The sequence below is a fragment of the Microcoleus sp. D2_18a_D3 genome (assembly GCF_036702455.1).
Taxonomy (GTDB): domain Bacteria; phylum Cyanobacteriota; class Cyanobacteriia; order Cyanobacteriales; family Microcoleaceae; genus Microcoleus.
Genome location: NZ_JAUBTK010000053.1, coordinates 1 through 14,406, shown reverse-complemented (window position 1 = coordinate 14,406; position 14,406 = coordinate 1). Strand labels below are relative to the sequence as shown.

Here is a 14,406-nt window from a genome sequence, read left to right as displayed (position 1 = left end):
TGAAGTTGAATGATTGCCCTAAGCTAGCATTTTGTTTGGCTGCAAAAGCTGTTTCTAGGGTAAGAGATTTTTGAGTCGCGCTGATTTTACCCAATGCGGATATTCTGCTGTCAACAAATCGTATAATTCCTCATCCGCAATATGTTCCGGGTCTTGTAAACTGAAGAAATCGGCGTTGTCTAGGTAGCGATCGCCCATTTGGTCAAGCTGCTCTAAAAAGCTAAAATCGCTCGCTACGGCTCTTGCTAACCACCCGCGAACTCCCTTACTTTTGACATCCTTCTGCGACTTGCCGATCGCCATAAACTGCCAAAATATCGGCTCGTGGGACGACCATTGTAGCTGCTGCTGGCTTTCCGATTCGTCAGCAGTTTCTCCATCCGTTACAAACATCACGTAGACAGGTCGATCGGCTTTAATAGCTGCGTAGCGCCTGCTACCGCGAGCGTCAGGAAAATAGAACTTTCTAATTTCCTTCATCACTTTACCGTAGTAAGTACCTCCTTCTAAAGGATACTGTTGCAGTATATGGTGGATGAAGTTTGAGAAATTGTCGATCGACATTTCACCGGGATTGTGGGGGTTGACTCCAAACAGAAATATGTCGATCGATCCGTTGTCATCAAACCGACATCCCAAAGCCAAAATCTTCTCTGCCAAACGCTGAATTTTTCCTGAACTGTATAGAGAAGACATGGAAGCCGAAATATCGAGGCAAAGCGCTACTTTAGCATCGTGATTTGTGAGATTTGCCTTTTTTAGCGAGATATCGGCTTTCTTCGCGAGATTAAAAATGTGCGGCGCTTTCTCCTCAAGCTTTTTGTCTAATGCTATAGCTTTCTGACTTTTGTGGCTATCTTCAATAACTGGTAATTTAGGCAGTTCTACTGTACGTTGTGCTGGCTTTTCTTCCGGTTTTGTCTCTGAATGATACTTGTCAACAAAACTCTGCAACCCTGCTTTATATCCTTGTCCTACGGCCTGAAATCTCCAAGCTGCATCTTTTTTATACAACCGTCCAAACTCGACTGCTGTTTCTTCAGAAAAACCTTCTGTTAAATCATACCGCGCTAGTTCGCTTTCGGTTTGGCGATCGTACAATCGGATAAAAGCATTTCTGATTTGGCTGAAATTTTGATGTTTAGCTTGTGCGTCGTGAATCGTGACCACAAAAACCATTTCCTCAACAGCAGCCGTTACTTTTTCTAAGTCTACATAAATTGTCTCGTCATCCCCTAGAGTTTGACCAGTTTGATTATCTCCCGAATGGGCGATCGCTCCGTCCGGCGACTGTGAGTTATTGTAAAATACAAAGTATCTTTCATCGGGAATCTTGCCGTTTGAACCTAACGCAAAAACAGAGGCATCGATATCGCAGCTTTGCTGGTTTGAGTCCGATAAATTTAGTTGAGTTGCTATTTCCCATCCCAGGGCGATCGCAACTTTTGTTAAAGTTGGAGATGTTTTAGAAAGATTAAATCTTTCGCCCTTCTTTAATTGAATTCCCATCTGGTTTGTCACCTCATGAGTCTGATTGCTTAAAATCGAGGGAAACATTCCGGCTTCCGAATTTCCCCTCGATTTATTTAGCTAGGAGCGATCGCCTTTTTATGCGGCATACTTTTCTACAAAGCTTTGCAAGCCGGAATTGTAGCCTTGTCCTACAGCTTGGAACCTCCACTCACCGTCTTTCTTGTAAAGTCTGCCAAACTCTACCGCTGTCTCCCTAGAAAAATCCTCGTCCAAATCGTACTTCGTTACCTCTGTGTTAGTAGTAGTGTCGTAAATCCTGATAAAAGCATTCCGCACTTGACCAAAGTTTTGCCTTCTCGATTCTGCTTCGTGGATAGTTACCACAAACACAATTTCTTGCACCGCCGGATCGACTTTGGTTAAATCGACGGTAACTGTTTCATCATCGCCAAATCCTTCTCCGGTTCTGCTATCTCCCAGATGTATTACAGCAGTGTCCGGCGACTCCTTGTTGTTGTAGAAAACAAAGTATTTTTCGCCGGGAATTTTGCCAGTAGCCCCCAACATAAACACGGAAGCATCTAAGTCAAATGCTGCGCCTGTGTCTGTAGCATTGGTATCCCATCCCAAACCAATCCCGGCATTTTTCAGCCCGGGTGCTTCTTTAGAGAGATTGATTCTCCCGCCTTTTTCCAAATTGATAGACATTCGCCCTCCTATTCACAACATCACTGGCGTTACTACTAGCAATTATATCAAGTGTTATAGTAAGTTGACAATTTGCTTTTGGTACTCGTCCTCTGTGATTAGTTCGTGGGTATTTTCCACTCTGTCTAAAAACACGATTCCATCTAAATGGTCGTGTTCGTGTTGAAAAATTCGGGCCACAAAGTCTGTCAATTCTTGTCGGTGGAGTTTGCCATCTCTACTGGTGTATTCTATCTCGATCGCCCTACTTCTCGGCACCAATCCCCGAATCCCCGGAATGCTCAAACAGCCTTCCCAGTCTTTGACTGTCTCTGTTGATGCAGCCACAATCCGGGGATTAATCATCGCTGTGGGTTCCATGTGGGGTGCTTGGGGATACCGCAGGTTGGGGCGGGATGCGACGATGAACAGGCGATCGGACTGAGCCGCTTGAGGGGCGGCAATCCCCACTCCGTTTGCCTGCTGTACTGTACAGATTAAGCTGTCAATCAACTGTTGAATGCGATCGTCCTTAATATTCTCGACAACTTGCGACTTGCGGCGCAGCACAGGATTTCCTAATTCTGAGATTTGTAAGATTTCTGCCATAGTTATTGGTTAGTGGTTATTGGTTACTCGTTAACTACTGACAAATTATTATTTCCCTCTTCCTTCTTCCTTCTTCCTTCCATCCGTTACATCCGTTACATCCGTTACATCCGTTACATCCGTTACATCCGTTGCCGAACTTCCTTCTTCCTTCTTATCTAACTTTTTGAACCGGCAAACTCCCCGGTTTAACACTCAAATTAACTATTTGCCCGTTGCGGTTGATTTCCATTTGCAACAGCCCGCCAACCTTAGCATTTTGCACGAACTCCTGAACAGCTTCCGACTGAATAATTGGCTGATTGTTAATTTTTTGAATCACATCTCCAGCGCGCAAACCGGCTGCTGCTGCCGGAGAATTAGGAACAACGCTAACAATAGCCACACCCCGATCGACTGCAACTCGCAGGCTGCTGTTAGCGTTGCTGTTAATTTGCTCCTTAACATCCGGAGTCAGCGTCGCCATTTCAATGCCCAAATAAGCGTGTTCGACTTTCCCCGTCGAAATCAGTTCCTTCGCCACCTCTTGCGCCGCCTGAATGGGAATCGCAAACCCCAATCCTTGAGCACCTTGAATAATCGCCGTATTCATGCCAATAACTTGGCCCGAAGCATTCAGCAGCGGGCCGCCGGAATTCCCCGGATTAATTGCAGCGTCTGTTTGAATAAAACCGACCCGCTTGTCGGGCACGCCCACATCAGAGCTCGATCGTCCCGTAGCGCTAATAATTCCCGCAGTTACGGAATTGTCCAAACCCAAAGGATTGCCGATCGCGATCGCCCATTCCCCAGACAACAGCTTATCCGAATTGCCGATCGCCACCACAGGCACATTATTCGCCTCAATCTTCACCACAGCCACATCCGTCACCTTATCCGCCCCCAACACCCGCCCCTGATAGCTGCGGCCGTCCTTGAGAGTTACATTTACCGTATCGGCTCCCTCTACAACGTGAGCGTTAGTGAGAATCACGCCGTCGGCACCGATGACAAAACCCGAACCAGTGCCCCGTTCGATCCCGCCCCGGCCACCCGAATTCGGTTCTATGCCAAAAAAATCTTCCGGCGACAGGCCTCTATTTCCGGGTTTCACCCGCCGCGAAGCATCGATCCGAACCACTGCCGGGCCAACTTTTGCCACCGCAGCCACAATAAAATTCACATTAGTCCCGTCGCCCGACAAGGAAGCCGGCGGCAAGACTTTGCTAGCTTGATCCTTTGTATTACGAGGCAGTTGCAATTTCGGTTCCAGCGCCCTTTGTTCAGAATCGCCAGAATTTGCACGAAATTGAGAAACCGTCAGACGATCGCCCAACATGGCGGCCCCGGCTCCCGTTACCAGCAGCAATATGTAAATTGCCGGTTGCTTCCAAAATTTGCCAGTAGAACTCTTCATGGCCATGTTTTAAGGCTTTCCTGCCAAATCTAAATATTTGCTGAACAGCTCCCCGATACCTGGTTTGGGCTGCAGAGCCCCCAAATTTTTGGGCGATGGCGTCCCGCCCCGCAAGCTACGGCAGACTCCCTTAAACTTTAGCATCTGAGGACTAAACTCTCTAGAGTAGAATTAATATCTTGAATGCCGATCGGCAGAGGTGAGCAGTGGACATTCCCCTCGAAAGTCTGTGGAATCAGATACTTGAACGTCTCCAGGTACAACTTAGCAGACCTAGCTTTGAGACGTGGATCAAAACTGCCAGGGCCGAACAACTCGAAAATAACTGTTTGATCGTCAGCGCCCCCAACCCCTTTGCTCGCAATTGGTTGCAAAAATATTACGTCAAAACCATTGCCGATGCAGTCTACGAAATTCTCGGCTATCCCGTAGACATTTACTTGACAATTGCCGGAGGAAACGAAACAGGCGGCAGCAGTGACTCCGCCATGATTTGGCCGTCTCCCATCGCAGCCGATGTCCCGGAAAGCCACTCGCTTCACCCCCCCAAACCTGCCAATTTAAACCCCAAATACCTATTTTCCCGCTTTGTCGTCGGTTCCAACAACCGCATGGCTCACGCGGCTTCCCTCGCGGTAGCCGAGTCTCCGGGCCGAGAATTCAATCCCCTATTTTTGTGCGGTGGCGTCGGTTTGGGCAAAACTCATTTGATGCAGGCGATCGGTCATTATCGCTTGGAAATTGACCCCAACGCCAAGATTTTTTACGTTTCTACTGAGAAATTTACTAACGATTTAATCGCCGCCATTCGCAAAGACAGTATGCAAACTTTCCGCGACCATTATCGGGCAGCCGATGTTTTATTAATAGATGACATCCAATTTATTGAAGGAAAAGAATACACTCAAGAAGAGTTTTTTCACACTTTTAATACTTTGCACGAATCAGGAAACCAAGTAGTTTTAGCTTCCGACCGTCCGCCACAGCAAATCCCGCGTCTACAAGAGCGTTTGTGTTCCCGATTTTCGATGGGATTAATTGCCGACATTCAATTGCCAGACTTGGAAACTCGGATGGCAATTTTGCAGAAAAAAGCTGAGTATGAAAATATGCGGCTGCCGCGAGATGTCATTGAATACATTGCTTCTAGTTACACTTCCAACGTTCGGGAATTGGAAGGTGCTTTGATTCGGGCAGTAGCATATCTTTCAATTACTGGTTTGCCGATGACCGTGGAAAATATCGCCCCGGTTTTGAATCCGCAAACAGAAAGCGTAGAAGCAACGCCAGATGCAGTAATTGCAGTTGTGGCTGAGGAGTTTGATGTTTCTGTTGAAGATTTGAAAGGAATTTCCCGCCGGCGAGAAATTAGTCTCGCCCGTCAAATAGGGATGTATTTAATTCGGCAGCATACTGGTTTGAGTTTGCCAAAAGTTGGCGAAGTGTTCGGTGGCAAAGATCACACGACTGTGCTTTACAGTTGCGAAAAAATTGCTCAGTTGCGGAACACTGACCCGAATTTGGCTCAAACTTTGCGTCAGTTGAGCGATCGAATTAACGTTGTCAGTCGCAAAAGTTAATTTGAAGTCAGTTGTCTGTTGACAGTTGTCAGTTGTCAGTTGTCGGTTGTCAGTTGTCAGTTGTCAGTTGTCAGTTGTCAGTTGTCAGTTGTCAGTTGTCATCACTCAACGCCGTCAACAGTCAACAGTCAACAGTCAACAATTCCCATTCCCCATTCCCAATGCCCCATAATAGACAATCTTGCCTGTGGAAAAACCTGTGGAAAAGTTGCCCTCGGTTTGTGGAAAACTTTACTCGATCGCCCAAAACAGTTTTTGCACAAAAATAAGCGGGCGATCGACCGCACCAGCTTTTCCACAAGTTTTCCACAGGTATTTATTACCTATAAGTGACGCCCAGCAAGCAGTTAGCTTTTTTTTCCACAGTTTCCACAGGGTGATCGATACAAAAATAATTCAATAAACTAAAAAAAACTGGTGAGCCCTTCGCACCCTACACAGATAGTTCACGACGCGCGCGAACCTCAGAAACCCGGTTTCTTGGAAGATTTCTCGTTTTTACAGACAAAATTTTGCGTAGAAACCGGGAATAAGCGCCCAGGCTTAAGCCCTGACAGAGAAAAACCGACCCGCAGGCTTTCTGTGATACCATTTGTTTCTGTTTCAAATCCGGTTAATTAACCTTCGTACCATGAAATTGGTTTGCACCCAAAGTGACCTCAACGCCAACCTCTCGTTGGTAAGTCGGGCCGTTCCCTCCCGCCCGACACATCCGGTACTCGCCAACGTGCTCTTAGTAGCGGATGAGGAAAATCAGCGGGTTAGCTTGACAGCTTTCGATCTCAGTTTGGGCATTCGTACCAGCTTCGCAGCAGAAGTAACAGGCGGCGGCAGTTTTACCATACCCGCTAAATTGCTTAACGATATTGTTTCGAGACTCCCAGATGGAGAGATTACTCTAGAAGACGAAGCGGGAGACACCGTAGCATATCTCACTTGCAGTTCTGGCAGCTACCAAGTTAGAGGCATGGGCCCGGAAGAATTCCCAGAATTGCCTGCAATCGAAGCCGGAACAATCCTCAAATTGCCGCCCGAAGCCTTGATAGAAGGACTCAAAGGAACTTTATTTGCTACTAGCCCAGACGAGGCAAAACAGGTACTTGCAGGGGTGCATTTAAAGGTATTGCAAGATTGCCTGGAATTTGCAGCTACAGACGGCCACAGATTGGCAGTAGTTCAAACTGCCAATGAAAAAGCTGAAGGCGAAGAAACCCAAGAAGAATTTGAGGTGACAGTCCCCGCTAAAGCATTGCGGGAAGTAGAAAGAATGCTGGTGATGCGGCAGTGGACTGAACCTGTCACCCTGCATTTTGAACACGGTCAAGTAGTGTTTGAATGGGCAGACCAGCGGCTGACAACTCGCACCTTGGAAGGGCAATATCCCGCCTACCGCCAGTTGATTCCACCGTCTTTTGAGCGGCAAATTACCTTAGAAAGGCGATCGTTCTTAGCAGCAGTAGAAAGAATTGCCGTTTTTGCCGACCAAAAAAATAATATTCTCAAATGCAGCATCGACGAGGAGAATCAGGAAATTACTTTGTCTGTAGATGCTAAAGATGTCGGCTGTGGCAAAGAGTCAATGCCCGCACAGATTTCGGGAGATAGCATAGATATTGCTTTCAACGTGAAATACTTAATTGACATTTTGAAAACTGCTCAATCCCCAGAAATTCAACTGCAATTAAACGGTGCTTTAGCCCCAGTAATTTTCCAGCCTTTGGGCGGAGTCAATGCTACATTCTTGGTAATGCCAGTGCAGCTAAGAGCTTAAAAAGAGTCAGTAGTCAGTAGTCAGTAGTCAGTAGTCCTTAGTCATTAGTCAACAGTCAACAGTCAACAGTCAACAGTCAACAGTCAACAGTCAACAATCACCGATGGTGCAACCGAACTCGATCTAACTCATCTGCGTTAATCGCTGTTTATCTGCCCTCATCTGCGGTTAAAAAAAGAGAATGTATTAACCGCAGATGACAATGGATTGACGCTGATTCACGCAGATCAAGAGAAGAGAGATAGGAATAATTTCGATGCTAACAGATTTGATATGACTTATTGCTTCAAATCAATGGCAACAAAATTTCAAATTCAGTACCTGTACCGGGCGTAGAATGCAAGTTCAACTTGCCTTTATGCTTTTCCGTAACAATTTGATGGGTAATTGCCAACCCCAAACCAGTACCTTTCCCGGCGGGTTTAGTGGTGAAAAATGTCTCAAAAATCCGCCGCTGAATTTCTGGCGGTATTCCCGGCCCGTTATCAGCAATTCGGATGGCTATCCAAGCGTTATTTTGATTTTTTTCCGCGGCTTCTGGGCAGAAGTCGCCGTTTTGGCTGGCGGAGGATAGCTGTTTGGCATTTTGTCGATCGCCCCTAACATAATTTTGAAGTAATTCCGAATTCACGCAGTCTCCGTCAGAACTCTCTATTACCTCCGTCTCAATAGTAATTGCAGGCATAAAACCATTTTCTTCTTTTACCTCTTCCAAAGCGTCGATCGCATTGCTGATGATATTCATAAATACCTGGCTCAACTGACCAGAGTAACACTTGAATAAAGGCAAATCACCATAGCTTTTAACTACTTTAATCCCGTACTTCAGACGGTTTTTCATAATTAGCAGCGTACTGTCAATACATTCGTGGATGTTAGCTTGCTTCAAGTGGGTTTCGTCCATGTGAGAAAAGGTGTGCAGGCTGGTGACGAGTTCGGTCAGCCTCTGCGATGAAACTTTCATACTTTTGAGAATTTCCACCCAATCTTCTTGCAAAAAATCAAATTCTATCTCTTTTTTGAGTCCGTCAATTTTTTCGCTGTCACCGACAATTTGTTCGTAAGCAGACAGCAAATCCATGATGTCTTTCGAGTAGTTGGACAAAAAGCCGAGATTTCCGCTGATGCAGGTTAGGGGATTTCTAATTTCGTGGGCGACTCCAGCTACCATCTGCCCCAAACTCGCTAGTTTTTCGGTTTGAATTAGTTGAGATTGAGTTTGCTGCCTCAGCAATTTGGTCGCTAGTTCATGAATGTTGGATTGCGCTACTAACAGTTCGTGCACGTCTAGCAAACTATAAGTTTGAGGCGACACTTGAACCACAATCGGTTCGTAAAGCAGTTCTTTCGATCGCAACAGCGACTTCCTGGCTGCATCCACGATTAAAGTATTGCTGGGAAAAATTAAACTCTCTGTTTCGGCAAAGCGGTACAAAGCCCTCACAGGTCGCTTTAAAAATAATTCTCGCCCAAAAGGACGGCTGATAAATTCTAAAAATCTCCGCCGGGAAATCATACCGGCAAATTCACCTTGATGGGTCACAATGACTCCCGGTAACAGCGGATTAGCTTCTAACATCTGAGAAATTCGCATTCCCCAATCCGTAGCTTCTACCTGAAAATCGTAAAGCGACAATTGTTGGAGAGTAGAGTCTAAACAAAGTTCTCCGAGGTCAGCCTCGGAGATGGGTTGGACGGGTCTTTCTACGCAGGAGGTATTCAACATAAATTTATCAGCACGCTTTTTTGGGTTCTATTTGCCAGCAGACATTCAGCTACCAAAGGTCAACAGGTGAGTTGTTGAGTGTTTTGACCGGCATCCCCCTGGCACACTGCATTTTAAATTACACAAAAAACTGACTGTAGTAAGAAAAATTTTACCACTTAAAGTATTAGGCAAGATTGAGTATCACCGAGATAAATGCGCCCTGGTAATTATACCTGACTTTATTTTATACTGAGTTGAGCGGTATTAACGTTTGGTTCGACTATTTAACTATTCATTAACCTTAAGTTATCGTCTTAACCTTTTGTTAATAAATTATTAGGCTGAGAAATATAATTGATTGGTAATAGAATAAAATCGGAATTGCCCGATCGCCCCGGCGATACAACGCCCTGAAACAAGTTAAAAGCACAAAGCTAGGGCGATCGCGTCCCTGAGTTTTAGCTTGCAATCGCGATGGCGGGACGCCTTGCAAGCTAGGGCATTTGAGGCCATGTCATCCCATCTCCCCGATCCGGTACTCGCAACCCCCCGTAACGCTCAGCCAGCGACACACCTGCCAGTGCGTCCCCTATAGGTTTGTAGTGAAAACTAAAGTCATCGCTACAAACCAATTTTGTAGCGATCGTTATATAAAACAGTTAGCCTCGCCCGCAATCTGCAAAATCTGCCTTGGCATTTGTTCTACAATCAATTATTAACCGAAAGATCCATCCAATCTGCGACGGTTGGCAGAGTCAATTATTGAGTGGCTGTACGAGGCGGATATGAATAAAATTTTAGTCAAATTCAAACAAGTTTAATCAGTCCAATTTATTCAAGGCATCAGTCTTGAATAAATTAGAATGTCTACAAATTTCAGCCAAAAAAATGCTAAAAAAAATTAACAGGCTCTTAAGTTAGTGCTATGCTTTGGTATGATCTACAAGGAGTTCTACCAAAGACGTATAACTAAATAGCAATCTACCAGTAGGTGATCGATGCAACCCGCCCTCACGAACCAGTTAAACAATGCTTTTACCCTTTTTCTCAGCTTGTTAGTAGAGGCAATACCTTTTCTGCTGCTGGGAGTTTTATTCTCAGGTTTGCTGCTGGGCTTTGTAGACGAACGCAAACTCGTATCGCGCATCCCGCGAAACCCGCTGCTGGCGGCTTTGATGGGCAGTTCGATCGGCTTTTTGTTTCCCGTGTGCGAGTGCGGTAACGTGCCCGTAGCCCGCAGGTTATTGATGCAGGGAGTACCCGCACCAGCCGCGATCGGCTTTTTGCTCGCGGCCCCCACCATCAACCCCGTGGTAATTTGGGCTACTTGGACGGCATTTCGGGATCAGCCAGAAATTGTAGTTTTGCGGGTGGTATTTTCTCTGTTTATAGCCACAATTATCGGCTGGGTGTTCAGCGCCCAAAAAGACTTGCGGCCTCTGCTGCAACCTTCTGTAGCCCGCGCAATCCCTTTGCCAAAACCAGAGTTTTCCGAAAAAGAACTCGTCCAAGCTAACACTCCGCTGCTGTTGCAGTCGGGAACATTTATGCTGGGTCAGCCGGGGGGGGTGGTGCCGATCGAATCTTTGCTACAAGACGACTGGAAGCGATTACAAACAAGCAAAACAGAAAAAACCTCGAAACCTTCCTCCATGTTCCACCGCGTTTCTAAAGAGCGTCTGCGCCTGCTTTTAGATACTATGGTACAGGAGTTGCGCGAATTGGGAGGAGTGTTGGTAATCGGAAGTGCGATCGCAGCCATCATTCAAGTTGGCGCGCCCCGCGAACTAATTCTCAACCTCGGTCAAGGCCCCGTTTCCTCGATTCTAGCCATGCTGCTATTAGCCACAGTCGTATCGATTTGTTCTACAGTAGATGCCTTTTTTGCCCTGTCTTTTGCTTCCACATTTACCAGCGGTTCGCTGTTAGCATTTCTCGTTTTCGGCCCGATGATTGACCTCAAAGGCATCGGTTTAATGCTGTCAATTTTTAAAGGTCGAGCAGTAGTTTACTTAATTGTCTTGGCCGCTCAGTTAACCTTTTTAATGACCCTCGCTGTCAACTTGCATTTAGGTTAATAATAAATGGACCCGGACTGACAACTAACGATAGATTCCCAATGACCAATGACCAATGACCAATGACCAATGACCAATGACTAATGACTAATGACTAATGACTAATGACTAATGACCAATGACCAATGACTATTAAAAAATGAATCTTAAAAAAATTAGCCCCTGGCTGGACGCCCTAGCTATCTTAGCCTGGGGAATACTGCTTCTTAAATATTGGATCACCGGCAAATTAAGCATTCTCATTCACCCCAATTACTTTGGCTTGACTCTAGCGGGAGGAATCGGCTTAATGGTTATTGGCGGTTTAAAAGCTTGGGAACTCTTAAAACTCGATCGCACCACAAAGCAATCGCGGACATCACCAGCAAATAACTCTCTCAGAACCACAGAAGTTGAACACGTTACTTTGTTTCCCCCCAGTATCGGCAGCACCTTAATGTTGAGCGTCGCATTAATAGGTTTACTAACAACGCCACGCACATTTACCAGCCAGACAGCATTAGAACGAGGCCTCACCGAATCCCTGCCCATCACCCGACTGCAACCCCAAGAATTTCGCAATAATACAAAACCAGAAAAGCGATCGCTTGTCGAATGGGTGCGGCTGTTAAATTTCAACCCCGAACCGGATACATACAGAGGTCAAAAAGTCAAAGTTCAAGGATTTGTAATTCATCCCCCCAATATAGCAGAACAATATATGTGGATCGGGCGTTTTATCATTACTTGCTGCGCGGCAGACGCCTATCCGATCGGGTTGCCGGTAAAATTACTGATCGGTCAAAGCCGCGCCGCCTTTGCCCCAGATAGTTGGCTAGAAATAGAAGGAGAAACGATCGTAGAAGAACTGCAAGGCAAGCGCAAATTAATCATTCAAGCATCCTCTCTCAAACCAATTCCCGAACCAAAAAACCCTTATGATTATTAGATGTGGAGTAAGTATGAGATTAAATTTTACCTTTATTGTGAGAGGGACACCTCAGACCCGTCCTCCCTATGCAAATTAAGACAAGGTACAGTCAGCTATAAAAGTGGCAACACCATCCTCTAGGAGTTGCCAAAAACAAATTCAGCAACTACACTCGTCATTAGTAAATAAACTCTGAGTATATGTCATCACAAAAAAAATTAGCAATCAAAGGTGCAGCCTGGACGATCGCCAGCTATGGAAGCAGTCAAATTATCCGATTTGCCAGCAACCTAATCCTGACGCGTCTGCTTTTGCCAGAACTATTTGGTCTGGTAGGTCTAACCTACGTTTTTATAACAGGGATAAACTTATTTACAGACATAGGTTTAGGCCCAAGTATCATCCAGAACAAACGGGGGGAAGATCCTCAATTTCTCAACACCGGTTGGACACTGCAAGTTATTCGCAGCTTTTTCATTTGGATTTGTTTAGTTATAATTACCCTGCCCGTTGCGAATTTTTATGGAGATCCCCGTCTCGTGTGGTTAATTCCAACAATAGGTATAAATTCCCTAATAGGAGGGTTTAAATCCACCGCCACATCCAGCCTAGAACGCAAAATGGCAGTGAAGAAAGTAGTAATTTTTGAGTTGGGCATACAGATTGTTTCTACAACAGTGATGATTGTCTGGGCCTGGTTCGATCGCAGCATCTCGGCGATCGTTGCAGGCGGCTTGACTGGAGCTTTAATGGAGGTAGTATGGAGCCATTTTTTGATTCCCGGCAAGTCAAACCGCTTTGCTTGGGATAAAGAAGCAGCTAAAGAAATATTTTCTTTTGGTAAATGGATATTTTTGTCTACGGCTTTGTTTTTCTTGTGTTCTCAAGCCGATAGACTCATCCTCGGTAAAATATTTACTTTAACAATGTTGGGCATTTACGGCATCGCTTTTACTCTCGGCGATATGCCGCGCCAAGTAATCCTGGCCATTAGCGGCAGGGTGATTTTTCCCTCAATTTCTATGCTGGCAGATTTGCCACGGGAGGAGTTGCGCGCCAAGATACTTAAAAACCGCAAGCTAATTCTAATACCGTTAGCCGTAGGTTTAGCAATTTTTGTGAGCTTTGGAGATCAGTTAATTTTAACACTGTATCGCAAAGAGTATGAGGCTGCATCTTGGATGATGCCAATCTTGGCGTTAGGTATCTGGCACACCACCCTCCACAATATGATGGGTTCTTGTCTGTTAGCCGTAGGAAAGTCTCAGTACGGAGCTATGGGCAATCTGCTGACTTTTGTGAATCTATGTATAAGTATACCGCTGGGATATCACTTAAAAGGTAATTTAGGTGCCGTGATTGCTGTAGCTCTCGGCGACATTCCTACCTATCTAGTAACTAACTACGGTTTGTGGAAAGAAGGACTAACTTGTTTTTGGCAGGATATTCAATTAACAGCACTGTTTGTAGGGGTGCTGGCTACTCTAATTTGGTGTAGAGTGGCTTTTGGTTTGGGTCTGCCGATCGATAAAATATCAGCGATGGATTTAAGTCCAATAAATCAACTGTTTCAGTAAACAAAAAGTAGATTGTCTATAGGTCAGCCACCACAATACAAGAAGAAAAGTAATGCACTTTATCTTTTTACAAATGGCTCTGTTACAAGAGAGATCCCGATAGGCTCATAGGTATACTAAACTGATGTTTTTTTATCAAATAAATCGCCTTATAAATTTAGTCAAAGAAAACGAACAGCCCGAAAAAGAACGACCCAAAGTATTTGCGGATCTCGTACACCTTACATCCGTTGAATAATCTAACAATCCAGAAAAATGTGCAGTAAAAATAGAGAGGCTCAGGCACACAATAGATGGCTTATTGACGAGTTTTGATCGTTGCGACGTGAGTATTACTATCCAAAATCTACCGAACAGGCACGTTACAGCCTACTTACCTGAATATCAAATTAAGTGCATTTAAATACAAGAAGGTCCTGAATGCGACCCCATGTTTGTAGAGTTTAGACTTCAGGAAGGATTTGTCGAAAGAGTAGAAAATTTTGACTGGTTTTTATTCAGAGAAGATGACATTGTTTTGTACGATGATTCCCTTCTATAAATTGTAGTTTAGACTAACCAAAGATGAGAACGGTGGCAAAAGAAGAACTAGAGCCACCGCGCCAGGAGAGAATGAG

12 protein-coding genes are annotated in these 14,406 nt (G+C 45.2%); 6 read left to right on the top strand and 6 right to left on the bottom strand.

Annotation, left to right across the window (positions count from 1 at the left end):
- Positions 1-54: 54 nt before the first annotated feature.
- From QUB06_RS22220 to QUB06_RS22200, 5 genes are read right to left on the bottom strand one after another with little or no spacing between them, the layout of a single operon-like run.
- Entirely contained in the window at positions 55-1,557 is a 1,503-nt protein-coding gene (locus QUB06_RS22220; RefSeq protein ID WP_333437108.1) for a TerD family protein, read from the bottom strand.
- A gap of 51 nt (positions 1,558-1,608) precedes the next feature.
- Positions 1,609-2,181: a TerD family protein gene (locus QUB06_RS22215; protein WP_333437107.1), complete on the bottom strand. Its 573-nt coding sequence runs from the start codon at positions 2,179-2,181 to the stop codon at positions 1,609-1,611.
- A 54-nt stretch (positions 2,182-2,235) separates the two neighbouring features.
- Positions 2,236-2,769 (bottom strand): peptide deformylase, encoded by a 534-nt coding sequence (gene def, locus QUB06_RS22210; RefSeq protein ID WP_333437106.1) that lies wholly within the window; start codon positions 2,767-2,769, stop codon positions 2,236-2,238.
- A gap of 48 nt (positions 2,770-2,817) precedes the next feature.
- On the bottom strand, positions 2,818-2,964 hold the full coding sequence (locus tag QUB06_RS22205) for a hypothetical protein (protein ID WP_333437105.1): 147 nt from the start codon (positions 2,962-2,964) through the stop codon (positions 2,818-2,820).
- On the bottom strand, positions 2,924-4,165 hold the full coding sequence (locus tag QUB06_RS22200) for an HhoA/HhoB/HtrA family serine endopeptidase (RefSeq protein WP_333437104.1): 1,242 nt from the start codon (positions 4,163-4,165) through the stop codon (positions 2,924-2,926). The genes QUB06_RS22205 and QUB06_RS22200 overlap by 41 nt, the downstream gene beginning before the upstream one ends.
- A 206-nt stretch (positions 4,166-4,371) precedes the next feature.
- Here QUB06_RS22200 and dnaA point away from each other — a divergent pair, with 206 nt between their 5' ends.
- The 3 genes from dnaA (at position 4,372) to dnaN (ending at position 7,516) form a co-directional block, all read left to right on the top strand.
- Positions 4,372-5,745, top strand: coding sequence for a chromosomal replication initiator protein DnaA (gene dnaA / locus QUB06_RS22195; RefSeq protein WP_333437103.1), 1,374 nt, complete (start codon positions 4,372-4,374; stop codon positions 5,743-5,745).
- A gap of 18 nt (positions 5,746-5,763) precedes the next feature.
- A complete protein-coding gene (locus QUB06_RS22190; RefSeq protein WP_333437102.1) occupies positions 5,764-6,078 on the top strand; it encodes a hypothetical protein in 315 nt (104 codons plus the stop codon).
- 298 nt (positions 6,079-6,376) lie between these two features.
- Complete coding sequence (gene dnaN / locus QUB06_RS22185; RefSeq protein ID WP_006632140.1) at positions 6,377-7,516, top strand: DNA polymerase III subunit beta; 1,140 nt, start codon at positions 6,377-6,379, stop codon at positions 7,514-7,516.
- 286 nt (positions 7,517-7,802) lie between these two features.
- On the opposite strand, the gene QUB06_RS22180 is transcribed toward dnaN, so the two are convergent.
- A complete protein-coding gene (locus QUB06_RS22180) occupies positions 7,803-9,242 on the bottom strand; it encodes an ATP-binding protein (RefSeq protein ID WP_333437101.1) in 1,440 nt (479 codons plus the stop codon).
- 980 nt (positions 9,243-10,222) lie between these two features.
- Here QUB06_RS22180 and QUB06_RS22175 point away from each other — a divergent pair.
- The 3 genes from QUB06_RS22175 to QUB06_RS22165 all read left to right on the top strand — a co-directional run bounded on the left by QUB06_RS22175 (position 10,223) and on the right by QUB06_RS22165 (position 13,789).
- Entirely contained in the window at positions 10,223-11,302 is a 1,080-nt protein-coding gene (locus QUB06_RS22175) for a permease (RefSeq protein WP_333437100.1), read from the top strand.
- Positions 11,303-11,441: 139 nt separating this feature from the next.
- Positions 11,442-12,230, top strand: coding sequence for a TIGR03943 family putative permease subunit (locus tag QUB06_RS22170; RefSeq protein ID WP_333341691.1), 789 nt, complete (start codon positions 11,442-11,444; stop codon positions 12,228-12,230).
- A 182-nt stretch (positions 12,231-12,412) separates the two neighbouring features.
- Complete coding sequence (locus QUB06_RS22165; RefSeq protein WP_333437099.1) at positions 12,413-13,789, top strand: oligosaccharide flippase family protein; 1,377 nt, start codon at positions 12,413-12,415, stop codon at positions 13,787-13,789.
- Positions 13,790-14,406 lie beyond the last annotated feature (617 nt).